The sequence below is a fragment of the Pseudomonas syringae group sp. 247E2 genome (assembly GCF_032587795.1).
Classification (GTDB): Bacteria; Pseudomonadota; Gammaproteobacteria; order Pseudomonadales; family Pseudomonadaceae; genus Aquipseudomonas; species Aquipseudomonas amygdali.
On sequence record NZ_JAWHPK010000025.1, the window covers coordinates 330,172 to 353,306 of the forward strand.

Below are 23,135 nucleotides of genomic sequence, written 5' to 3' on the forward strand. Positions count from 1 at the left end.
CGGTATGTCCGTTCAGATGCCGGGCACGTGGCCGAACAGTTCCTGGACAAAGCTGACCCGCTCCTGCGCAGATTCCTGGCGTCCTTCGAGAGCCAGTTGTTCCAGACGCGCCTCGACGGCCTGAGTGCGATGGGTCAGGCCACTGTCATTGGCGATCTGAATGTTCAGGCCGGGACGGGCATTGAGTTCCAGAATCAGCGGGCCCTTGTCCTGGTCCAGCACCATATCGACACCGATGTAGCCCAGACCACACAGCTCGTAACACTCGGCGGCAAGCTTCATGAAACCGTCCCAGTTGGGCAGTTGCACGCCGTCTACCGAATGGGTGGTGTCCGGGTGCTTGCTGATGATGTTGTTCAGCCAGGTGCCTTGCAGGGTGACGCCGGTGGCCAGGTCCACACCGACGCCAATCGCGCCCTGATGCAGGTTGGCCTTGCCACCTGACTGGCGGGTCGGGAGGCGCAGCATCGCCATCACCGGATAGCCCATCAGCACGATGACGCGGATGTCCGGCACGCCTTCATAACTGATGCTTTTGAAGATCGGGTCCGGAACAACCCGGTATTCGATCAGCGCCCGGTCACGGTGGCCGCCCAGCGAATAAAGGCCCGTGAGGATGCTGGACACCTGATGCTCGATTTCCGCGTGGCTGATGATGCGTCCCGAGACGGTGCGAAAACGCTCTTCGAAACGGTCGGCGATGACCAGAATGCCGTCGCCGCCTGCGCCCTGGGCGGGCTTGATCACGAAGTCGCTGTGCGCGCCGATGATATCGTCAAGCCGGTCGATTTCCTTTTCCGTGGAAATCACTCCGTACATTTCCGGCACGTGAATGCCTGCCGCGATGGCCCGCTCCTTGGTGATGATCTTGTCATCGACGACTGGATAAAGGCTGCGCTTGTTGTACTTGAGCACATAGTCGGCGTTACGCCGATTGATGCCCATGATGCCGCGGGCCTCAAGCGCCTTCCAGGTCTTCCACCAGCCGATCATTTAGTCTTTTCCTCTTTCAGAAAAGCCTTGAAGCGCATCAGTTCGGTCAGGCGATAGCCACGGTATCTACCCATCGCCAGCATGAAGCCGACCAGTATCAACAGCACTGCCGGGAAGGTGAAAACGAAATAGGTCAGTTCCGGCACGCTCATGATCAGGTGTGCCAACGATGCCGCGAACAGCGTGCCGATCGCGACTTTCATGGCGTGGCTGCCGCCGCGTTCTTCCCAGGTAATCGACAGGCGTTCGATGGTCATGGTCAGGATCACCATCGGGAACAGCGCTACCGAAAGCCCGCGTTCGAGCCCCAGTTTGTGGCTGAACAGGCTGATGGCCGCAATCAGCACCACAACGAAGGTCAGTACAACCGACAGGCGCGGCAGCATTTGCAACTTCAGGTGCTCCAGGTACGAGCGCAATGACAAGCCCAGAGCGGTAATCACCGTAAACAGAATAATGCCGAAACCCAGTTGGGTTTCGCGGAACGCCAGGGCAATCAGCACGGGCGTGAAAGTGCCCAGTGTCTGCAGGCCGATCAGGTTGCGCAGGATCAGGATGACCAGTACGCCAATCGGGATCATGACCATGACCATGAAGGTCTGCTGGGTTTGCAGTGGCAGCCCGTAGAGAGAATAGGCAAGGAAGTCGGAGTCTGTGCTGGCGTCGGTCAGTTTGGCGAGACGCATGGCGTTCATTTCACTGTTATTGAGGCTGAACGTGACTTGCACTTTCTTGCCCCCTTCGACACTGACCAGGGCGTCTTCACCGGTCCACCACAACAGGCGATCATCCGGCAGACCGGCTTCACCGGTGTCCGGGTTGAAGTACAGCCATTCCTTGCCATTGAAGCTGCGCAACCAGAGTTCCGGCGTCTGCTGCTCGGCATCCAGGCGAATGGTGTGGGCCTTTTCCAGTGGTACGTGGGCAATCGACAGCAGCAACTCGGTAATCCGGGCCTTGTTGGAGGCTGAGGTATCGCCCGCCAGCAGAAGTTTGACGTTGTCGTCATTCAGGTTGTTGACGCGTTTGATGGCTTCGGTAATGAAGGTTTCCACGTCCGCAGAGTGCTGGCGAATCGGGGCCAGCAGTGCCTCGGCCGCAATTTTTTCGGGGCCTTCGACGGTCATGCTGTCGCGAAAGATCGGCCCTTTGACCTTGGGTTTCTCACCGCTGTAGCGCTTGGTCAGTACCAGGCGGTAATAAAGCGTCTGGTTGCCGGTGGCACGACGGGCAGACCAGGTGACCTTGCGGTTGCCGTCAGCGCGGTTGACGCTGACGCCGTAATTGTTCGAGATGAAGCTTTCATTGAGGCTGATGTAGTCGTGGGCCAGTGGCGGCACGAACATCTGGACCTTCACCGAATCCTTTGGATTGGCGATGAATTCGACTTTGGCGTCGATGTTCCACAGGTCATCGGTTTCGTCTTCGGTGACGGGTATGCCGAGCGCCAGTATCTGATAGGCCGTGATCGCGATGCCCAGGGTTACAAGGGCAGTGATCAGGATCTTCAGATGGAGTGTAAGAGAGCGCATGGGTTTACTCTGCGTTTTGAGCGACGGAAGCGCAGGCGGGCTTCCCTGCCGCATATTTAAGACTTGGATCGACCAGCGCATCGAAGCGTTTCAACGCTTCGGAGCCGATCAAAAGCGGATATTGGAAAGCACTTCGGTCAGTCAAGTTCACTTCGATGTTGCGTAAAGCTTCACCCATACAGATATCGAGGTTGATCACCGGACGTGACGAGTATTTGTTTTCTTCATTCGGGTCAACGTCGTCGGCGCGACGCTTGATCTTGCTGACCCGGGCCAGAGGCCGTTCTATGGGGTGTATATGCTTGCTGTCGCTGGCTATATAGAAGCGCACCCAGCTTTCGCCATTGCGTTTGAAATGCTTGATATCGCGGGCGCTCAGTGAAGCGGTCTTGGCCCCCGTATCCAGTTTGGCGGCAATCTCGACGTCGATTTCAATGAGGCTGGCGTATTCGTTGAGGCCATAGACTGTCTTGTTGGCGGCCAGGCTGACGCTGGGCAGCAGCAGGCCGGAAAAGAACAGCAGGCAGAGCAGTGTGGGCAGTCTAGTCAGTCTCATAAATCCTGGCGCGATGAGCGAACAACTTCAGGGTCAGGGCGCAAATAGAGTTGACCTGAGGGTGATAGGGCGGGCAGTTCGCAGTCGCCGCTTCGGTGCGGAGCGTGCTGTGCGGATGCGGCGCATTCTAGCATGAAGCCTTGGCGCTGCCAGCGATCAACCTGTATGTCTGTTCAGGTTCTCTTGCAGGAGGCTTTCACGTTCATTTGATATATTGTCGACAATCACCTATTTTATTTTGACTGATTTGCGGTTTATGGCTAGATTTTCGTCTTAACAGACCAAAGGTGTCGACAATGCTGGGTGCGGTCGAGAAGGCAGTGGCAGTCGTTGATGATTCGGAAACCCTTTCCGAGAACGTTTTTCGACGCATCCAATCCGCTATTGTGAAAGGCGAGATTGCCCCTGGTAGCAAGATCTCCGAACCGGAACTGGCTCGCACCTACGGCATCAGTCGTGGGCCGTTGCGTGAAGCCATTCACCGGCTCGAAGGGCAGCGACTGGTGGTGCGCGTGCCGCATGTCGGCGCCCGGGTCGTCGCGCTCAGCCATGCCGAGCTCATAGAGCTTTATGAGATCCGTGAGTCTCTGGAAGGCATGGCCTGTCGCCTGGCCGCCGAACGCATGACCCAGGCCGAGATCGATGAGTTGCGGGGCGTCCTTGACACCCATGAGCGCGATGCTGCATTTCAGGCGGGCATCGGCTATTACCAGCAGGAGGGTGATTTCGATTTCCATTACCGGATCATTCAGGGCAGCGGCAATCGTACCCTCAGCCAGATGCTGTGTGGCGAGCTGTACCAACTGGTGCGCATGTACCGCATCCAGTATTCCACAACGCCCAACCGGCCTCGTCAGGCCTTTGCCGAACACCACCGCATTCTCGATGCCATCGCTGATCGCGACGGTGAGCTGGCTGAATTGTTGATGCGCCGCCATATCGGTGCATCCAGACGCAACATTAAGCGCCACTTTCAGGCGGCTCCCGACCGAGGTGAACAATGAGTCACAACAACAGTACTCCCGGCCAGCGTTTCCGCGATGCGGTCGCCAGTGAACAGCCGTTGCAAGTGGTCGGCGCAATCAATGCCAATCATGCGCTGCTCGCAAAACGTGCCGGGTTCAAGGCTATCTACCTTTCTGGCGGCGGCGTTGCAGCAGGTTCACTGGGTATTCCGGACCTGGGCATTACCGGTCTTGAAGACGTGTTGATTGATGTGCGCCGCATCACCGATGTCTGCGACCTGCCGCTGCTGGTGGATGTCGACACCGGTTTCGGTTCTTCGGCTTTCAATGTAGCGCGAACCGTGCGCTCGATGATCAAGGCCGGGGCTGCTGCGATTCATATTGAGGATCAGGTGGGTGCCAAGCGCTGTGGGCATCGCCCGAACAAGGAAATTGTTTCGCAGCAGGAAATGGTCGACCGGATCAAAGCCGCTGTAGATGCACGCACTGACGACAGTTTCGTGATCATGGCGCGCACCGATGCACTGGCGGTCGAGGGGCTGGAGTCGGCACTTGAGCGTGCTGCGGCCTGTATCGAAGCGGGCGCGGACATGGTGTTTCCTGAGGCAATCACCGAACTGGCGATGTACAAGCAATTTGCCAACCGTGCAGGCGTGCCGATCCTGGCCAATATCACTGAATTTGGCGCTACGCCCTTGTTTACCGTCGATGAGTTGCGTGCGGCCGACGTGTCGCTGGTCCTTTACCCGCTTTCTGCCTTTCGTGCCATGAACAAGGCTGCGGAAAATGTTTATGGCGCAATCCGTCGCGATGGCAGCCAGAAGAACGTGGTCGACAGCATGCAGACGCGCATGGAGTTGTACGACGCCATCGACTACCACACATTCGAGCAAAAACTGGACGCGCTGTTTGCGCAGAAGAAAGGGTAAAAGCACATCTGACTATCGTTCCCACGCTTCAGCGCTCAGCGCTATAAAAAAGTATTGGGGAGCCCTTAATCAGGGCTTCAGGCTTCTGCCCGAAGGGCGCGGGAGCGAACTTGTTCGCGAATACGGTGTTTCGGGCTATGCATTTTTGGCGATCATACCTGCCCTTTCGCGAACAAGTTCGCTCCCACAGCCTTCGGCCAGAATCAAAAGCGGATTTGTGTACAACGATGAGCACTCCGGCGTTGGCACGATAGCCAAAGTCAGTCCAACATCAAAAAAACAAAATTGGAGAGAACCATGGCTGAAGCAAAGGTATTGAGTGGTGCCGGACTGCGCGGGCAGGTGGCCGGGCAGACGGCGTTGTCCACGGTGGGCATGGCCGGTGCCGGGCTGACCTATCGCGGCTATGATGTGCGCGATCTGGCCGCCGAAGCTCGCTTTGAAGAAGTTGCCTATCTGCTGCTGTACGGCGAACTGCCTGATAAAGCCGAATTGTCTGCCTATATGGACAAACTCAAGGGCCTGCGCGATCTGCCGCAGGCCTTGAAGGAAGTGCTGGAACGCATACCCGCCGACACTCACCCGATGGATGTCATGCGCACGGGTGCCTCCATGCTCGGCACCCTGGAGCCGGAGCGCAGCTTCGATCAGCAGCGCGACTCAACCGACCGTCTGCTCGCAGCGTTCCCGGCGATCATGTGCTACTGGTATCGCTTCAGTCATGACGGCAAGCGCATCGACTGCACCTCCGCAGAAGACTCCATCGGCGGGCATTTTCTGCACCTGTTGCTCGACAAGGCGCCCAGCGAACTGCACCGCAAGGTCATGGACGTCTCGCTGATTCTGTACGCCGAGCACGAATTCAATGCCTCGACCTTCACCGCCCGCGTCTGCGCGTCGACGCTGTCGGACCTGTATTCCTGCGTCACAGCAGCCATCGGCACCTTGCGCGGCCCGCTGCACGGTGGTGCCAACGAGGCTGCAATGGAAATGATTCAGCGCTTCACCTCGGCTGAAGAGGCCACCAAAGGCACGCTGGGCATGCTGGAACGCAAGGAAAAGATCATGGGCTTTGGCCATGCGATCTACAAGGAGTCCGACCCGCGCAACGAGGTGATCAAGGGCTGGTCGAAGAAACTCGCTGACGAAGTGGGCGATACGGTGCTGTTCCCGGTTTCCGAGGCCATCGACAAGGTCATGTGGGAGCAGAAGAAACTGTTCCCCAACGCCGACTTCTACCATGCGTCGGCGTATCACTTCATGGGCATCCCGACCAAGCTGTTCACCCCGATCTTCGTCTGCTCACGCCTGACCGGCTGGGCCGCTCACGTTTTCGAACAGCGTGCCAATAACCGCATCATTCGCCCGAGCGCCGAGTACATCGGCGTCGAACAGCGCGCGTTCGTACCCTTGGAACAGCGCTGAAAAGGGGGCAGGGGAGCCGCCGACGAGCTCCCCACCCGTATTCCGAACACTCCGTGATCGAGTCCCGCAATGAACAGTGAATTTCGCAAACCGCTCCCTGGCACCCGACTGGATTATTTCGATGCTCGGGCGGCCGTCGAGGCGCTCAAGCCCGGCGCCTATGCCACGCTGCCCTACACCTCGCGGGTGCTGGCCGAGAACCTGGTGCGCCGTTGTGATCCGGCGACCTTGAATGCCTCGTTGACCCAGCTTATCGAGCGCAAGCGTGATCTGGATTTTCCCTGGTTCCCGGCACGTGTGGTCTGCCACGACATTCTGGGTCAGACCGCGTTGGTCGACCTTGCCGGACTGCGCGACGCGATCGCTTCGCAGGGTGGCGATCCTGCGCTGGTCAACCCGGTGGTTCCGGTGCAATTGATCGTCGACCACTCGCTGGCAGTGGAGTCCGACGGTAACGACCCGCAGGCGTTCGCCAAGAACCGCGCCATTGAAGACCGTCGCAACGAAGACCGTTTTCATTTCATTGACTGGACCAAGCAGGCGTTCAAGAACGTCGAAGTGATCCCGCCGGGCAACGGGATCATGCACCAGATCAATCTGGAGAAAATGTCGCCGGTGGTGCAGGTGCTCGACGGCGTAGCCTTTCCCGACACACTGGTGGGCACGGACAGCCACACGCCGCACGTCGACGCCCTCGGCGTGATTGCCATCGGCGTCGGCGGGCTCGAGGCCGAAAACGTCATGCTCGGGCGCGCCTCGTGGATGCGCCTGCCGGACATCATTGGTGTCGAACTGACCGGGCGCCGCCAGCCAGGCATCACCGCCACCGACGTAGTGCTCGCGCTGACCGAATACCTGCGCCAACAGAAGGTGGTTGGCGCTTACCTGGAGTTCTATGGCGCAGGCGCGTCGAGCCTGACCCTGGGCGACCGGGCGACGATCTCCAACATGGCGCCTGAATACGGCGCGACGGCGGCGATGTTCTCCATTGACTCGCAAACCATCGACTACCTGCGTTTGACAGGGCGCGAGGACGAGCAGGTCAAACTGGTCGAGCTGTATGCCCGGCACACTGGCCTTTGGTCGGACAGCCTCAGCGAGGTGCACTACGAGCGGGTGCTGAGTTTCGACCTGTCCAGTGTGGTGCGCAACATGGCCGGGCCCTCCAACCCTCATGCCCGGGTTGCCACCGCCGATCTGGCGGCCAGAGGTATTGCCGGGCAATGGGACGAGGTGCCGGGGCAAATGCCCGACGGCGCGGTGATCATCGCGGCGATCACCAGTTGCACCAACACCAGCAACCCGCGCAACGTCATTGCCGCCGGTCTGCTGGCACGCAACGCCAACCGCCTGGGGCTGCTGCGCAAGCCGTGGGTGAAATCATCGCTGGCACCCGGCTCGAAAACCGTGGCGCTATACCTGGACGCAGCAGGGCTGACCTCGGAGCTGGAGCAACTGGGTTTTGGCGTCGTGGCTTTTGCCTGCACCACCTGCAATGGCATGTCCGGCGCGCTCGATCCGCTGATCCAGCAGGAAATCATCGACCGCGACCTGTACGCCACGGCGGTCTTGTCCGGTAACCGTAATTTCGACGGGCGTATTCACCCCTATGCCAAACAGGCCTTTCTGGCTTCGCCGCCCCTGGTGGTGGCGTATGCCATTGCCGGCACCATCAGGTTCGATATCGAAAACGATGTGCTCGGGATGGCCGATGGCAAAGAGATTCGCCTCAAGGACATCTGGCCGAGCGATGAAGAGATTGATGCCGTGGTGCAGGCGTCGGTCAAGCCGGAGCAGTTTCGTCAGGTCTACATTCCGATGTTCGCCATCGAAGAACACACCGGGCCGAAAGTCGAGCCGCTGTATGACTGGCGCCCGATGAGCACTTACATCCGTCGCCCGCCCTATTGGGAAGGCGCGCTGGCCGGGGAGCGCACGCTCAAGGGCATGCGCGCACTGGCCGTGCTGCCGGACAACATCACCACCGATCATTTGTCACCGTCCAACGCCATCATGCTGGACAGTGCTGCGGGCGAATATCTGGCGAAAATGGGCCTGCCGGAGGAGGATTTCAACTCCTACGCAACCCACCGGGGCGACCACTTGACGGCCCAGCGCGCAACCTTTGCCAACCCGCAACTGGTCAATGAGATGGCGGTGGTCGACGGCAAGGTCAGGAAAGGCTCGCTGACCCGGATCGAACCCGAGGGCGTGGTTACGCGCATGTGGGAAGCCATTGAAACCTACATGGCCCGCAAGCAACCGTTGATCATCATTGCCGGTGCCGATTACGGGCAGGGTTCGTCCCGTGACTGGGCTGCCAAAGGTGTCAGGCTGGCGGGCGTTGAAGCCATTGCCGCAGAAGGTTTCGAGCGTATCCATCGCACCAACCTGGTGGGCATGGGCGTGCTGCCACTTGAGTTCAAACCGGGCACCAGCCGCCTGACTCTGGGCATCGACGGCAGCGAAACATTCGACGTGGTCGGTCAGCGCACACCGCGCGCGACCTTGACGCTGGTGATCCAGCGCCGTAACGGCGAACGCGTCGAGGTGCCGGTGACATGCCGTCTGGACACTGCTGAAGAGCTTTCTATTTATGAGGCGGGCGGCGTGTTGCAGCGTTTTGCTCAGGATTTTCTGGAGGCTACTGCATCGTAGCTACGCTGGAGCGTGAAGAACGATAAGCGTGCGCAAGAGCACTATCGTGCCCATGCTCCGCGTGGGCATGCAGTTCTGGACGCTCTGCGTCCGATTTTGAGCGCGCAGCGCGCTCTTTGAACAGGACAACGAATTCATGGCTCATTTACCCCAGATCCGCATCCCGGCCACCTACATGCGTGGCGGCACCAGCAAGGGTGTGTTTTTCAGGCTGATGGACCTGCCTGAAGCCGCACAGATTCCGGGATCGGCGCGGGATGCGTTGCTGTTGCGGGTCATCGGCAGTCCTGACCCCTATGAAAAGCAGATCGATGGCATGGGCGGCGCGACGTCGAGTACCAGCAAGAGCGTGATTGTGTCGCGCAGCAGCAGGCCCGACCACGATGTCGATTACCTGTTCGGCCAGGTGTCCATCGACAAGCCGTTTGTCGACTGGAGCGGCAATTGCGGCAACCTGTCAGCGGCCGTGGGGCCATTCGCGATTACGAGCGGTCTGGTCGACCCTGACCGCGTTCCGCAGGACGGCTTTGCGGTGGTGCGTATCTGGCAGGCCAACATCGGCAAGACCATCATCGCCCATGTGCCGGTCAGCAACGGCGAGGTGCAGGAAACCGGCGATTTCGAACTGGACGGCGTGACTTTTCCGGCCGCAGAGGTGGCGCTGGAGTTTCTTGATCCGGCAGCGGACGAAGAGGGCGCAGGTGGCTCGATGTTTCCCACCGGCAACCTGGTAGACGACCTTGAAGTGTCCGGTATCGGAACCCTGAAAGCGACCATGATCAACGCGGGTATCCCGACAATTTTCGTCAACGCCGCCGATATCGGCTACAGCGGTACCGAGTTGCAGGGCGATATCAATGGTGATCCGCAGGCGCTCGCCCGTCTGGAAACCATTCGCGCCCACGGTGCCGTGCGCATGGGCCTGATTCGTAGCATTGCTGAAGCCGCGACGCGCCAGCACACACCCAAGGTGGCTTTTGTAGCAGCGCCTGCCGATTACCTGTCATCGAGTGGCAAACCTGTTGCGGCAAAGGATATCGATCTGCTGGTGCGTGCCGTATCGATGGGCAAGTTGCATCACGCGATGATGGGCACCGCTGCCGTTGCCATCGGCACTGCCGCCGCCATTCCGGGCACGCTGGTCAGTCTGGCAGCTGGCGGACAGGCGCGCAGTGCGGTGCGCTTCGGCCATCCCTCCGGCACACTGCGAGTCGGTGCGCAGGCTGTTCAGGAAGGCGCTGACTGGAAAGTCACCAAAGCCCTCATGAGCCGCAGCGCCAGAGTGCTGATGGAGGGCTGGGTGCGAGTGCCACAGTAAAACGACTGAAACAGTCAGCTGCAAAAATCAGTTGAGGCGGCTACTTTCAATGGTTATTTGAAGCGGCGCTCCACACCTTTTTCGACCAGCACCTTGGCAGAGATCTCTTCCACTGAAAAGTGCGTGGAGTTGATGTTGGGAATGTTCTCGCGGCGGAACAGGCTCTCTACCTCGCGCACTTCGAATTCACACTGCGCGTAACTGGAATAGCGGCTGTTTGGCTTGCGCTCGTGACGGATTGCGGTGAGGCGGTCCGGGTCGATGGTCAGGCCGAACAGTTTGCTGCGGTGTTCCTTGAGTGCCGCAGGCAGTTGCAGACGCTCCATGTCATCTTCGGTCAGCGGGTAGTTGGCGGCCCGGATACCGAATTGCATGGCCATGTACAGGCAGGTCGGGGTCTTGCCGCAGCGCGACACGCCAACCAGGATGATGTCGGCCTTGTCGTAATAATGCGTCCGCGCGCCGTCGTCGTTGTCCAGCGCGAAGTTGACTGCCTCGATGCGCTCCATGTAGTTGGAGTTATGCCCGATGGAGTGCGATTTGCCCACCGAATAGGAGGAGTGTGAACTAAGCTCCTGCTCCAGCGGGGCAAGGAAGGTCGAAAAGATGTCGATCATGAAGCCGTTGGACGTCGCCAGAATCTCGCGGATGTCCTGATTGACGATCGTGTCGAAGATGATCGGGCGCACATCGTCCTTGTCGGCGGCATTATTGATTTGTTGTACCATCGCCCGCGCTTTCTCGACGCTGTCGATATAGGGCCTGGTGAACTTGTTGAATGTAATGTTTTCAAATTGTGCCAACAGGCTCTGGCCCAGGGTTTCGGCGGTGATACCGGTGCCGTCCGAGATGAAGAAAGCAGATCGTTTCATTTTTGACCCAGGCCTTAAGCAGTTGACGAATTCTGGCTATCATAGGCGTGCCTGCCGGCTCTGAGGGCCTGCAGGTGCATCTTTTTTGAAGGCACGGTTTCAAGGCATGGGCCTGCGCCCGGCCAGACACGCCCGAGGTCACATAACGGTGGCTCGGGTGAATGAGCTTTTCCCAACAACAAACACAGTTAGTGGAGAGATCACCTTGGTAGAGTACGTAGTTTCCCTCGATAAGCTCGGCGTCCATGATGTAGAGCACGTGGGGGGCAAAAACTCGTCCCTCGGCGAGATGATCAGCAACCTCGCAGGTGCTGGCGTCTCAGTGCCCGGCGGCTTCGCGACTACGGCCCAGGCTTACCGTGATTTTCTTGAGCTGAGCGGTCTGAACGATCAGATCCATGCTGCGCTGGACGCGCTCGATGTCGATGACGTCAACGCCCTGGCCCGCACCGGTGCGCAGATTCGCCAGTGGATCATGGAAGCCGAGTTTCCCGAGACGCTCAACGCCCAGATTCGTACTGCATTTGCCGAGCTGTCGGCCGGCAATCCGAACCTGGCAGTGGCGGTGCGCTCTTCCGCGACCGCTGAAGACCTGCCGGATGCCTCGTTCGCAGGCCAGCAGGAAACTTTCCTGAACATTCGCGGTGTCGAGAACGTTATCCGCGCTGCCAAGGAAGTCTTCGCTTCGCTGTTCAATGACCGTGCCATTTCCTATCGCGTGCATCAGGGCTTCGACCACAAGCTGGTCGCGCTGTCGGCGGGAGTGCAGCGTATGGTGCGCTCCGAAACCGGAACGGCGGGCGTGATGTTCACTCTGGACACCGAATCCGGTTTCCGCGATGTGGTGTTCATTACCGGTGCCTACGGCCTGGGCGAGACGGTTGTGCAGGGCGCGGTCAACCCGGACGAGTTCTACGTGCATAAAGACACGCTGGCTGCCGGCCGTCCGGCGATTCTGCGGCGCAATCTGGGCAGCAAGGCCATCAAGATGATTTACGGCGAAGAAGCCAAGGCCGGTCGTTCGGTCAAGGTGATCGACGTAGAGCCTGCTGATCGTGCGCGCTTCTGCCTGACCGATGCCGAAGTCTCGGAACTGGCCAAGCAGGCAATGATCATCGAGAAACACTACAAGTGCCCGATGGATATCGAATGGGCCAAGGACGGTGATGACGGCAAGCTGTACATCGTGCAGGCGCGTCCGGAAACCGTGAAAAGCCGCGCTTCGGCCAACGTCATGGAACGCTACCTGCTCAAGGAGACCGGCAAGGTGCTGGTCGAAGGTCGTGCCATCGGCCAGCGCATCGGCGCAGGCAAGGTGCGGATCATCAAGGACGTGTCCGAGATGGACAAGGTCCAGCCTGGTGACGTGCTGGTGTCCGACATGACCGACCCGGACTGGGAACCGGTCATGAAGCGCGCCAGCGCAATTGTCACCAACCGTGGCGGTCGTACCTGCCACGCCGCGATCATCGCGCGCGAGCTGGGCATTCCGGCAGTGGTCGGTTGTGGCAACGCCACTCAGACGCTGCAGGATGGCCAGGGCGTAACGGTCTCCTGCGCAGAGGGCGACACCGGCTACATCTTTGAAGGCGAGCTGGGTTTCGACATCAAGACCAACTCGGTCGATGCGATGCCCGAGCTGCCGTTCAAGATCATGATGAACGTCGGCAACCCGGATCGTGCGTTTGATTTCGCCCAGTTACCCAACGCCGGTGTTGGTCTTGCGCGTCTGGAGTTCATCATCAACCGCATGATCGGCGTGCATCCCAAGGCGCTGCTCAACTATTCGCTGCTGCCACCGGAAATCAAGGAAAGTGTCGACAAGCGCATCGCCGGTTACCATGACCCGGTCGGTTTCTACGTCGACAAACTGGTCGAGGGTATCAGCACCCTGGCTGCCGCGTTCACGCCGAAAAAGGTCATCGTGCGCCTCTCGGACTTCAAGTCCAACGAGTACGCCAACCTGATCGGCGGCAAGCTATACGAGCCTGAAGAAGAAAACCCGATGCTGGGCTTTCGAGGTGCGTCGCGCTATATCAGCGAGAACTTCCGCGACTGTTTCGAGCTGGAGTGCCGTGCGCTCAAGCGCGTGCGTGAAGATATGGGCCTGACCAACGTCGAGATCATGGTGCCATTCGTCCGGACGCTGGGTGAGGCGAGTCAGGTCATCGACCTGCTGGCCGCCAATGGCCTGAAACGTGGCGAAAACGGCCTGCGCATCATCATGATGTGCGAGTTGCCGTCCAATGCGATTCTGGCCGAAGAGTTCCTCGAGTATTTCGACGGTTTCTCCATCGGCTCGAACGACCTGACCCAGCTGACACTTGGCCTTGATCGCGACTCCGGCGTGATTGCTCACCTGTTCGACGAGCGTAACCCTGCGGTCAAGAAGTTGCTGTCCAATGCCATTCAGGCGTGCAACAAGGCGGGCAAGTACATCGGCATCTGCGGACAGGGTCCTTCCGATCATCCGGATCTGGCGCGCTGGCTGATGGATCAAGGGATCGAGAGCGTATCGCTCAACCCTGATTCGGTGCTGGAAACCTGGTTCTTCCTCGCCGAGGCGCAGGCACCTGTCTGAGGTGAGACGGCCTTCGTGTGACGCGAGGGTGGCCTGAACCGTCATTTGGTTCAGGTGTTTGAAAAAGGCGGTTTCTTCGGAAGCCGCCTTTTTTATGGCGTGCCGCGATAGCCACGGAGCGCGTTGTTTCATACCGTCTGTCAAGCCAGATAAAGAGTGATATGCAAAGCAGTAGCCAGCTTTTTCCCGTTGCCTTGATCAGCGCCGAGCGTCGCGGCGACCTTGTCGAGGACGTCTATCGTCTCAAGCCAGCCAACAGCCCCGACCCCAGCGTCGAGCTGGTGGTGACCCGACTGGGGCTGGTCGATCAGCCCGACGTGCGCGGCATCCCGGTGATTCTGCTGCATGGCAGTTTTTCCAACCGGCGCTTCTGGTATTCGCCCAAAGGTATCGGTCTGGGGCCGTATCTGGCGCGTGCCGGTTATGACGTATGGATCCCGGAAATGCGCGGGCACGGCTTGTCTGCACGCAACCAGAACTACCGCGCCAATTGTGTGGCTGACTATGCCCGTTTCGACGTGCCCGCCATTGCCGCTTTTGTCTGTGAGCAAAGTGGTCAGATACCGCACTGGATGGGGCACTCGCTGGGCGGCACAACCCTGGCGGCGGCCTTGGGCGGCCAGTACCTGGGGCCGCACACTGCAGCGTCGGTGGCGCTATTCGGCAGTCAGGTCAGCCGCACGTACTGGCCGCTGAAAATTCCGCCGCTGCAATGGTCCGCGCGGCTGTTGCTCAGGTCCTTCGAACATGTTTCAGGGCCGCGTTTCAAGCGTGGGCCGGAAGACGAGCCAATAGGGCTGGTGCTGGAAAGCCTGCGCTGGCACGGGCTGTTCGGGCGTTTTGGCGAGCGCGACAACAACTGGTGGGCGGGGCTTAAGGAGGTTCAGGTGCCGGTGCTGGCCGTTGCTGCGGCTGGCGATCATCAGGACCCCGTGTGGGCCTGTCGCACGCTGTTTGATCAGATCGGCGCAGCGCAGCACAAACAGTTTCTTTGCCTGGGGCGCGAGTATGGTTTTGACGAAGACTTCGACCACGTGCGCATGCTGGTCAGCAAGGCCGCGCAGCAACAGGTCTGGCCGCGGGTCATCGAGTGGCTGAACGGGCAGTCTGTTCCTGAACAGGTTGTAGAGTTTCAGGCGGCGGTGGGCAGTTAGCGGTTAAAGTCGCTATGGTTAGCGTCAGCCGGTCGCGCCTGATTCATCAGGCCGATCCGTACCATTCGCGAGACAGGAGTTGACCTTATGCACTACATCACCCCCGATCTGTGTGACGCCTATCCGGACCTGATTCAGGTCGTGGAGCCGATGTTCAGCAATTTTGGCGGTCGCGATTCGTTTGGCGGCCAGATCGTCACCGTTAAATGTTTCGAAGACAACTCGCTGGTCAAGGAGCAGGTCGAGCTCGACGGCAAGGGCAAGGTGTTGGTGGTCGACGGTGGTGGGTCGCTGCGTTGTGCCTTGCTCGGTGACATGCTGGCAGAGAAAGCGGCCAGAAGCGGCTGGGAAGGCATGTTGATTTACGGTTGCATCCGCGATGTTGACGTCATCGCGCAGACCGACCTGGGTGTTCAGGCGTTGGCCAGCCATCCGAAAAAAACCGAGAAACGCGGAATCGGTGACCTGAATGTGTTGGTCACCTTCGGTGGCGTGACCTTCCGTCCGGGAGAGTATCTGTATGCCGACAACAATGGCGTCATCATTTCCCCTTCACCCCTGACCATGCCGGAATAAGCGAAATATCCATGTTCGATGAAGCAAACGCGCAGTGGGGGCTGGTTCATGCCCTTGTGTTGGACGGTAAAGGCGGGGCGCGTTTCATCGCTCGAACCGAATTGCAGGACCTTGAGCTGCAGCCGCAGGAAAGTCTGTGGCTGCATTGGGATCGCAGTCATCCGCAGACCCATACCTGGCTGCGTACCGGTAGTGGTCTGAGCGAATTTGCCTGCGACCTGTTGCTTGAAGAGAACACCCGGCCGCGCCTGCTGCCGTTGCCGGAGCAAGAGTTGCTGCTGTTTCTGCGCGGGGTGAACCTCAACCCCGGTGCCGAACCGGAAGACATGGTCTCGGTGCGCATTTTTGCTGCTGCTCAGCGGGTGATCTCGCTGCGCCTGCGTCCTCTGCGGGCCACTGAGGAACTGATCGAGATGCTGGGGCAGGGTAAAGGCCCCACCAGTGCCTCGGAGCTGATCCTGTACCTGGCGCAATACCTGACCGACAAGGTTCAGGATCTGGTCGGCGAACTCACCGAATCGGTCGATGAAGAGGAAGAAAAGACCGACGCCGACGAACGGTACAGTCCCGAGCACGGCAAGCTGCTGCATATTCGTCGACGCGCAGCCGGTCTGCGCCGGTTTCTCGGGCCGCAGCGCGATATTTATGGCCAGCTCTCGCGGATCAAACTGTCGTGGTTCGCCCATGACGACGCCGATTACTGGAATGAGCTGAACAACAGCCTGACGCGTTATCTGGAAGAACTCGAGCTGACCCGCGAGCGGGTAGGGCTGCTGCTGGAGTCCGAAGACAGGCGCTTGCGCGAGCACATGAACCGCACCATGTACCGTTTCGGGATCATTACCGGTATCTTCCTGCCCATGAGTTTTCTCACCGGTTTGCTGGGTATCAATGTCGGCGGCATACCCGGTTCTGACAGTTCATACGGCTTTCTGGTGGCGTGCTCGCTGATTGTCGCGCTGGCCGTCGGGCAGTGGTGGCTATTCAAGCGATTGCGCTGGGTATAAGCGTGGGCTTGGCCGGGTTTTTGACGGGCGTGTGTGACTTGTTGTTTTCGCGTCGCGTCTTTGACTGACATTACGTGAGGTGCCTGATGCACGATCCGTTTGAAGAATCTTTACGCGACATGCTCAATTCTTCATCCTCCAGCCGGGATGATGACGCATGTCTGGGACGCGTCCTGAAAACCGCCAATCGCCAGGTCGGTGCCGGTGTGTTGTTCGGGTTGCTGGGCCGTTGGTCAGAGGCACTGATGATCGCCGTGAACAACGGTTCTGCCCACGTCTCTCCTGTTTCTCGCCGCACCATTCCGGGTGCCCGTTCTATCGATAAGGCTGATTGAGCATGGAATTGAATCTCTGGACCCAGAGCCTTCTTGCTGCAATGACTGCATTGTGGACCAAAGTCGCAAATTTCATCCCTAACCTGTTCGGCGCGCTTGTTGTAGTGCTGCTGGGTTTCGTCGTGGCCAAACTGCTCGACGCGCTGCTTTCCAAACTGCTGGCCAAACTGGGCCTGGATCGTCTGGTCGGCGGTACAGGTCTGACCAAGATTATCGGCCGCGCCGGCGTCAAGGTGCCGATCTCAACGCTGATCGGCAAGATCGTGTATTGGTTTGTATTACTGATTTTCCTCGTCTCGGCTGCCGAATCGCTGGGGCTGCAGCGGGTTTCAGCTACGCTGGACATGTTGGCGCTGTATCTGCCCAAGGTATTTGGTGCGGCGCTGGTCTTGCTGGTCGGCGTGCTGCTGGCGCAACTGGTCAATGGGCTGGTACGCGGCGCAGCCGAAGGCGTAGGTATCGACTACTCCGCCGGCTTGGGACGAATTGCTCAAGGCCTGGTCATCATCATCAGTATTTCGGTTGCGATCAGCCAGCTTGAGGTCAAGACCGACCTGCTGAACCACGTTATTGTGATTGCCTTGATTACCGTTGGTCTGACAGTGGCGCTTGCCCTGGGCCTCGGCAGTCGGGAGATTGCAGGGCAGATCATCGCCGGAATTTATGTTCGTGAGCTGTTTCAGGTGGGCCAGCAGGTGCGGGTGGGCGATACGGAAGGTCAGATCGAGGAAATCGGTACGGTCAAGACAACGTTGCTGACAGACGAGGGGGAGCTGGTGTCGTTTTCCAACCGCATCCTTCTCGAGCAGAGAGTAAGCAGCCGTTAAGCGGCTAACCTGCTAATGTATGCCGCCAGGTTGCCGATACAGGCCGTGGCGGACACTGACCTGACTGTCGGCAAGATTTGTTTTGAATAAACCTCAACCGTTTTCGACGCGCTACGATCCCCGCGAGCTCTCTGATGAGGAGCTGGTCGCGCGCGCCCATGTTGAGCTATTCAATGTGACGCGGGCTTATGAAGAATTGATGCGTCGTTACCAGAGAACACTTTTTAACGTCTGCGCACGTTATTTAGGGAACGATCGCGATGCTGACGATGTCTGTCAGGAGGTGATGCTTAAGGTGTTGTATGGGTTGAAAAATTTTGAAGGTAAATCTAAATTTAAGACCTGGCTTTACAGCATCACCTACAATGAATGCATCACGCAGTACAGAAAGGAACGGCGTAAGCGTCGCTTGATGGACGCTTTGAGTCTGGATCCACTTGAGGAAGCGTCGGAAGAAAAGACGCCCAAACCTGAAGAGCGGGGCGGACTTGATCGCTGGCTTGTGTATGTGAACCCGATCGATCGGGAGATTCTGGTCCTGCGTTTTGTTGCAGAACTTGAATTCCAGGAGATTGCTGACATCATGCACATGGGCTTGAGCGCAACGAAAATGCGTTACAAGCGGGCTTTAGATAAATTACGAGAGAAATTTGCGGGAATCGCCGAAACTTAATACGGTGCAAATATCTCTAACAAACTGGCAAGGTCTGGTAGACTCGCCGCTGAGTTGTCCCCCTGTGTGGGACTGCTTAATAATCATCAGATGGGGATTTAACGGATGAAACTGAAAAACACCTTGGGCTTGGCCATTGGTACTATTGTTGCCGCAACTTCGTTCGGCGCTCTGGCTCAAGGCCAAGGCGCGGTCGAAATCGAAGGCTTCGCCAAGAAAGAATACTACGACAGCGATCGTAACTTCAAAAACGACGGCAACCTGTTCGGCGGCTCCGTTGGCTACTTCCTGACTGACGATGTTGAACTGCGTCTGGGCTACGACGAAGTCCACAACGTCCGTAGCGACAGTGGCAAGAACATCAAGGGCGCCAACACCGCTCTGGACGCTCTGTACCACTTCAACAACCCAGGCGACATGCTGCGTCCTTACCTGTCTGCCGGTTTCTCTGACCAAAGCATCGGTCAAGACGCTCGCAACGGCCGTGACGGTTCTACCTTCGCCAACATCGGCGGCGGCGCCAAGCTGTACTTCACTGACAACTTCTATGCCCGTGCAGGCGTTGAAGCTCAGTACAACATCGACCAAGGCAACACCGAGTGGGCGCCTAGCGTCGGTATCGGTGTAAACTTCGGCGGCGGCAGCAAGAAAGTCGAAGCAGCACCAGCTCCAGTAGCTGAAGTGTGCTCCGACAGCGACAACGACGGCGTATGCGACAACGTCGACAAGTGCCCGGACACCCCAGCCAACGTTACCGTTGACGCTGATGGCTGCCCAGCAGTTGCCGAAGTCGTTCGTGTTGAGCTGGACGTGAAGTTCGATTTCGACAAATCCGTAGTCAAGCCTAACAGCTACGGCGACATCAAGAACCTCGCTGACTTCATGCAGCAGTACCCACAGACCACCACCACTGTTGAAGGTCACACTGACTCCGTCGGTCCTGACGCTTACAACCAAAAACTGTCCGAGCGTCGTGCAAACGCCGTTAAACAGGTTCTGGTTAACCAGTACGGTGTTGGCGCTAGCCGCGTAAACTCGGTTGGTTACGGCGAATCCCGCCCAGTTGCTGACAACGCAACTGAAGCTGGCCGCGCAGTTAACCGTCGCGTAGAAGCAGAAGTAGAAGCTCAAGCTAAGTAATTAGCCGCTTGTACTGAAAAGCCCGGCTCAGGCCGGGCTTTTCTTTGCCTGCGATTTGCTCAGGCAGACGCTACTCAGGAGGCACGGTCAGCCAGCGCTCAGCTGTGCGTGATCAATCAGCGTTTCATTCAGCAGCTCATTGCTGCACGCAGCAACCGCGCCGATCACCAGAATGGCAGGGCTCTTCAGCTCGAAAGCGCTGGCGTCGCGCTGCATTGCGTTCAACGTGCTGCGGCACTCGCGCTGCCAGGGCAGCGAAGCATTCTCGATCATCGCCACCGGCATTTCGCCACTCATTCCGCCAGCCAGCAGGCTCTCGCGAATTTCCGCCAGCTTTGCCACGCCCATGTAAACAACCAGAGTAGTTCCGCCTTGTGCAAGGGCCTGCCAGTTGAGGCTGCTGTCGTCCTGGGTATGGGCAGTGACCAGTGTCACGCCACGGCTTATGCCGCGCAGGGTCAGCGAAATGCCGCATTGTGTTGCGCCGGCGAGCCCCGCCGTGATCCCGTTGACCAGTTCCACCGCGACGCCGCGTTCCTGCAACCACTGCGCCTCTTCACCGCCACGGCCAAAGATGCACGGATCGCCACCCTTGAGGCGCACAACGCATTTGCCCTGACGTACATAGCGCAGCATCAGGCGATGGATGAACGCTTGTGGCGTTGAACGGCAACCGCCGCGTTTGCCGACCGCGATCACTCGCGCATTCGGGCAGTGCTCAAGCACTGCGGTATTGACCAGATCATCTATCAGCACCACGTCGGCTTCGTGCAAGGCACGCACTGCCTTGAGGGTCAGTAGTTCCGGGTCACCGGGACCTGCGCCCACCAGCCATACTTTTGCGCTCATGCTGCACTCCTCATTGGGTAACCGCCACGGTGTTGATCAGTCTTTTTATTTCAGGCACGCAGGAACCGCATTGGGTCCCGCAACCCAGTTGTGTCTTGAGTTGATTCAGGTCCAGGCCGCGCTCGATACCTTCCTTTACTGCGCTCTGGCTGACGTTCATGCAGTTGCACAAGGTCTTGTCGAAGGCCTGCGTCGAGTCTTTGCCAGGCTCGCTACTGAGCGGGGCCAGCAGCCAGCGCCGCAGCGAAGCATCAATGCGTTCTTCCAGCCATAGAGCCTGCAGCCAGTGTCGGGCAAGCGTTTCACCGGCCAGGCGGATGGCAGTAATTCGGCCGTTGTCGATACGCACCCGCTTACCAATTGAGCGCTTGGGGTCGTCATAAGCCATGACTGGCCCTTCATCGAGGCCCAGTACCTGGTCAATGTGCTGCAGCAGCATCGGATCAGGCGCTTCGGCGCTGGCGGCGCGTATGATCAATGCAGGACGTTCGCGTCCGGCAAGGCCCATGCTCAGGTAGGTAAACACGTCGCACAGGGGACGCAGCCTTTCCATTTGCTGCTGCACATTGCCCTCGATAAGGGCGAAAAACTGCCAGGGCAGATGAGCTTTTTCGATTTTGACCCCGGAATGCTTGAGTTCCGGTTGTTTCGAGATCGGGTCGAAGGCTGGCTGAGTCAGAGCGTTTACGCCGCCCTTGAGAAACCGGTCGCCCCAGTGCATCGGCAAGAAGGCCTGACCGCAGGCAACACTGTCATCGCCGCCGACGGGCAACAACAGCTCGCCGCGTCGGCTGATCAGCTTGACCAGATCGCCAGGTTGCAGGTCATAACGTTGCATGTCTTGAGGGTTGAGGCTCAACAGCGCTTCGCTGACATGCCCGAACAGCCGCGCAGCGGTGCCGGTGCGGCTCATGCCATGCCATTGATCGCGCAGCCTGCCGGTGTTGAGTGTCAGTGGGTAGTCAGCATCGCGCAGCTCTTTGGCGGCGATGTAAGGCTCGGATAAAAACTGCGCACGGCCCGAGTCAGTGGGGAAAATACCATCGGTATACAGGCGTGGCGTGCCCACGCTTGCACCGCGAGGGAAGGGCCATTGCTGCGGGCCATGGAGGTCGATGAGCTGGCGGTCGATTCCGGACATATCCAGATCCCGTCCGGCCGTCAGGCCTTTGAACTCATCGAACAAGGCCTTGGGTGTGTGGAAATCGAACAGCGCAGGTGCATCGGGTTGCAGGCGCTTTTGCAGGCGCTGGGCGAAGTCCACAGTGATTGCCCAGTCGGAGCGCGCTTCGCCGGGGGGCGCAATGGCTTTGCGGACATTGGAGATGCGCCGCTCCGAGTTGGTCACCGTGCCTTCTTTCTCGCCCCAACTGGCGGCAGGCAGCAACAGGTCGGCATAGCGCGCTGTTTCGGTGGTCTTGAAGGCCTCCTGAAGTACCACAAACGGGCAGGTTTCCAGCGCCTGTCGGATTCTGTTCTGATCGGGCAGTGATTGTGCCGGGTTGGTACAGGCAATCCACAATGCCTTGATCGTACCGTTCTGCATTTGTTCGAACAGTTCGATGGCCGACAAACCGGGCTTGGCGGGCAGGCTGTCGACACCCCAGTAGTGCGCAACCTGCGCACGGTGTTCGGAATTGGCTGCGTCGCGATGGCCGGGCAGCAGGTTGGACAGGCTGCCGGTTTCACGTCCGCCCATGGCATTGGGTTGGCCGGTAAGCGAAAAGGGGCCTGCACCGGGTCGGCCGATCTGCCCGGTGGCCAGGTGCAGGTTGATCAGTGCGCTGTTTTTTGCGCTTCCCGCAGTGGATTGATTCAGCCCCATGCACCACAGCGACAGAAAGCCCGGAGCTTCACCCACCCAACTGGCGCAGGTGTATAGCTGTTCCTGGGTAATGCCGCAGAGGTTTGCTACACGTTCAGGCGGGTAATCTCGTACCAGCACTGACAGCGCCTCATAACCCTGTGTGTGTGCGGCAATGAACTCGGGATCAATCAGGCTTTCACTGATCAGCACATGGAGGATGCCGTGAAACAGCGCAACGTCGGTGCCAGGCTGAATCGCCAGGTGCAGGTCCGCCAGTTCGCAGGTATCGGTGCGCCGTGGGTCGATGACGATGAGTTTCATCTGCGGGCGACGGCTTTTTGCTTCTTCCAGGCGACGAAACAGAATCGGGTGCGCGTAGGCCATGTTGCTGCCGACGATCATCACGCAATCGCTCAGTTCGATATCTTCATAGCTGCAAGGCGGTGCGTCGGCGCCCAGGCTGCGCTTGTAGCCGGCCACGGCCGAAGACATGCACAGCCGTGAGTTGCTGTCGATATTGTTGGTGCCGACCAGTGCACGGGCCAGCTTGTTGAACGCGTAATAGTCCTCGGTCAGCAGCTGGCCGGAAATATAGAATGCGACGCTGTCGGGGCCGTGCTCGCGGATGCTGTCGGCGAAGACGTTGGCCGCGTGCTCCAGCGCGGTGTCCCAATCGGTGACGCTGCGTGCCAGGCCTTTGCTCAGGCGTAGTTCCGGATACAGTGCGCGCGCTTCGATGTCCCCGGTCAGGTGCAGGCTTGAACCTTTGCTGCACAACTTGCCGAAGTTGGCCGGGTGCTTCGGGTCGCCGCTGACGCCGAGGATATTCTGCCCGTCATGCTCGATCAGCACGCCGCAGCCAACGCCGCAATAGCAGCAGGTGGACGCGGTCACCCGAGTGGTCCGAATGGCGAGGTTGGTCATGCGCAGGCGGCCTC

At 58.9% G+C, this 23,135-nt stretch carries 19 protein-coding genes; 13 read left to right on the forward strand and 6 right to left on the reverse strand.

Annotated elements, in window-relative coordinates; translation table 11 throughout:
* Positions 1 to 12 precede the first annotated feature (12 nt).
* The 3 genes from RYC18_RS21690 to RYC18_RS21700 are packed head-to-tail and all read right to left on the reverse strand — an operon-like array spanning position 13 to position 3,081.
* On the reverse strand, positions 13 to 990 hold the full coding sequence (locus tag RYC18_RS21690) for an alpha-L-glutamate ligase-like protein (protein ID WP_161794680.1): 978 nt from the start codon (positions 988 to 990) through the stop codon (positions 13 to 15).
* Complete coding sequence (locus RYC18_RS21695) at positions 990 to 2,525, reverse strand: inactive transglutaminase family protein (protein ID WP_316886822.1); 1,536 nt, start codon at positions 2,523 to 2,525, stop codon at positions 990 to 992. Before RYC18_RS21695 ends, RYC18_RS21690 begins: the two co-directional genes overlap by 1 nt.
* Before the next feature lie 4 nt (positions 2,526 to 2,529).
* Positions 2,530 to 3,081, reverse strand: coding sequence for an ATP-dependent zinc protease (locus tag RYC18_RS21700; protein ID WP_316886823.1), 552 nt, complete (start codon positions 3,079 to 3,081; stop codon positions 2,530 to 2,532).
* A 296-nt stretch (positions 3,082 to 3,377) separates the two neighbouring features.
* Between RYC18_RS21700 and RYC18_RS21705 the strand changes: the two genes are divergently transcribed.
* From RYC18_RS21705 to prpF, 5 genes are all read left to right on the forward strand, one after another.
* Positions 3,378 to 4,085, forward strand: coding sequence for a GntR family transcriptional regulator (locus tag RYC18_RS21705; protein WP_316886824.1), 708 nt, complete (start codon positions 3,378 to 3,380; stop codon positions 4,083 to 4,085).
* Positions 4,082 to 4,975, forward strand: a complete 894-nt coding sequence (gene prpB, locus RYC18_RS21710; protein ID WP_002553032.1) for a methylisocitrate lyase — start codon at positions 4,082 to 4,084, stop codon at positions 4,973 to 4,975. Before RYC18_RS21705 ends, prpB begins: the two co-directional genes overlap by 4 nt.
* A 297-nt stretch (positions 4,976 to 5,272) precedes the next feature.
* Entirely contained in the window at positions 5,273 to 6,400 is a 1,128-nt protein-coding gene (prpC, locus tag RYC18_RS21715; RefSeq protein ID WP_316886825.1) for a 2-methylcitrate synthase, read from the forward strand.
* Between the two features lie 69 nt (positions 6,401 to 6,469).
* A complete protein-coding gene (acnD, locus tag RYC18_RS21720; RefSeq protein ID WP_316886826.1) occupies positions 6,470 to 9,058 on the forward strand; it encodes a Fe/S-dependent 2-methylisocitrate dehydratase AcnD in 2,589 nt (862 codons plus the stop codon).
* A 136-nt stretch (positions 9,059 to 9,194) separates the two neighbouring features.
* A complete protein-coding gene (gene prpF / locus RYC18_RS21725; RefSeq protein ID WP_316886827.1) occupies positions 9,195 to 10,376 on the forward strand; it encodes a 2-methylaconitate cis-trans isomerase PrpF in 1,182 nt (393 codons plus the stop codon).
* Positions 10,377 to 10,429: 53 nt separating this feature from the next.
* Here prpF and RYC18_RS21730 read toward each other — a convergent pair whose 3' ends face one another.
* A complete protein-coding gene (locus tag RYC18_RS21730) occupies positions 10,430 to 11,248 on the reverse strand; it encodes a pyruvate, water dikinase regulatory protein (RefSeq protein WP_002553036.1) in 819 nt (272 codons plus the stop codon).
* A 205-nt stretch (positions 11,249 to 11,453) separates the two neighbouring features.
* Between RYC18_RS21730 and ppsA the strand changes: the two genes are divergently transcribed.
* The 8 genes from ppsA (at position 11,454) to RYC18_RS21770 (ending at position 19,541) form a co-directional block, all read left to right on the forward strand.
* The gene (gene ppsA / locus RYC18_RS21735) at positions 11,454 to 13,829 is read left to right on the forward strand and encodes a phosphoenolpyruvate synthase (protein ID WP_046835258.1); all 2,376 of its coding nucleotides are present in this window, start codon (positions 11,454 to 11,456) and stop codon (positions 13,827 to 13,829) included.
* Positions 13,830 to 13,990: 161 nt separating this feature from the next.
* The gene (locus RYC18_RS21740; protein WP_005779855.1) at positions 13,991 to 14,983 is read left to right on the forward strand and encodes an alpha/beta fold hydrolase; all 993 of its coding nucleotides are present in this window, start codon (positions 13,991 to 13,993) and stop codon (positions 14,981 to 14,983) included.
* An 87-nt stretch (positions 14,984 to 15,070) separates the two neighbouring features.
* Complete coding sequence (rraA, locus tag RYC18_RS21745; RefSeq protein ID WP_004659258.1) at positions 15,071 to 15,559, forward strand: ribonuclease E activity regulator RraA; 489 nt, start codon at positions 15,071 to 15,073, stop codon at positions 15,557 to 15,559.
* 11 nt (positions 15,560 to 15,570) lie between these two features.
* The gene (locus tag RYC18_RS21750; protein ID WP_002553040.1) at positions 15,571 to 16,566 is read left to right on the forward strand and encodes a zinc transporter ZntB; all 996 of its coding nucleotides are present in this window, start codon (positions 15,571 to 15,573) and stop codon (positions 16,564 to 16,566) included.
* An 86-nt stretch (positions 16,567 to 16,652) separates the two neighbouring features.
* Positions 16,653 to 16,901 carry a hypothetical protein gene (locus RYC18_RS21755; protein ID WP_002553041.1) on the forward strand — a complete coding sequence of 83 codons (249 nt, stop codon included), beginning with the start codon at positions 16,653 to 16,655 and terminating at the stop codon, positions 16,899 to 16,901.
* Between the two features lie 2 nt (positions 16,902 to 16,903).
* The gene (locus tag RYC18_RS21760; protein WP_002553042.1) at positions 16,904 to 17,728 is read left to right on the forward strand and encodes a mechanosensitive ion channel family protein; all 825 of its coding nucleotides are present in this window, start codon (positions 16,904 to 16,906) and stop codon (positions 17,726 to 17,728) included.
* Between the two features lie 82 nt (positions 17,729 to 17,810).
* A complete protein-coding gene (gene sigX / locus RYC18_RS21765; RefSeq protein WP_002553043.1) occupies positions 17,811 to 18,401 on the forward strand; it encodes an RNA polymerase sigma factor SigX in 591 nt (196 codons plus the stop codon).
* Positions 18,402 to 18,506: 105 nt separating this feature from the next.
* The gene (locus RYC18_RS21770; RefSeq protein WP_002553044.1) at positions 18,507 to 19,541 is read left to right on the forward strand and encodes an OmpA family protein; all 1,035 of its coding nucleotides are present in this window, start codon (positions 18,507 to 18,509) and stop codon (positions 19,539 to 19,541) included.
* Positions 19,542 to 19,628: 87 nt separating this feature from the next.
* Here RYC18_RS21770 and cobA read toward each other — a convergent pair whose 3' ends face one another.
* Both cobA and RYC18_RS21780 read right to left on the reverse strand, forming a co-directional pair.
* Positions 19,629 to 20,390, reverse strand: a complete 762-nt coding sequence (gene cobA, locus RYC18_RS21775; RefSeq protein ID WP_005746075.1) for a uroporphyrinogen-III C-methyltransferase — start codon at positions 20,388 to 20,390, stop codon at positions 19,629 to 19,631.
* 10 nt (positions 20,391 to 20,400) lie between these two features.
* The gene (locus RYC18_RS21780) at positions 20,401 to 23,121 is read right to left on the reverse strand and encodes a molybdopterin-dependent oxidoreductase (RefSeq protein WP_316886828.1); all 2,721 of its coding nucleotides are present in this window, start codon (positions 23,119 to 23,121) and stop codon (positions 20,401 to 20,403) included.
* Between the last annotated feature and the right edge of the window lie 14 nt (positions 23,122 to 23,135).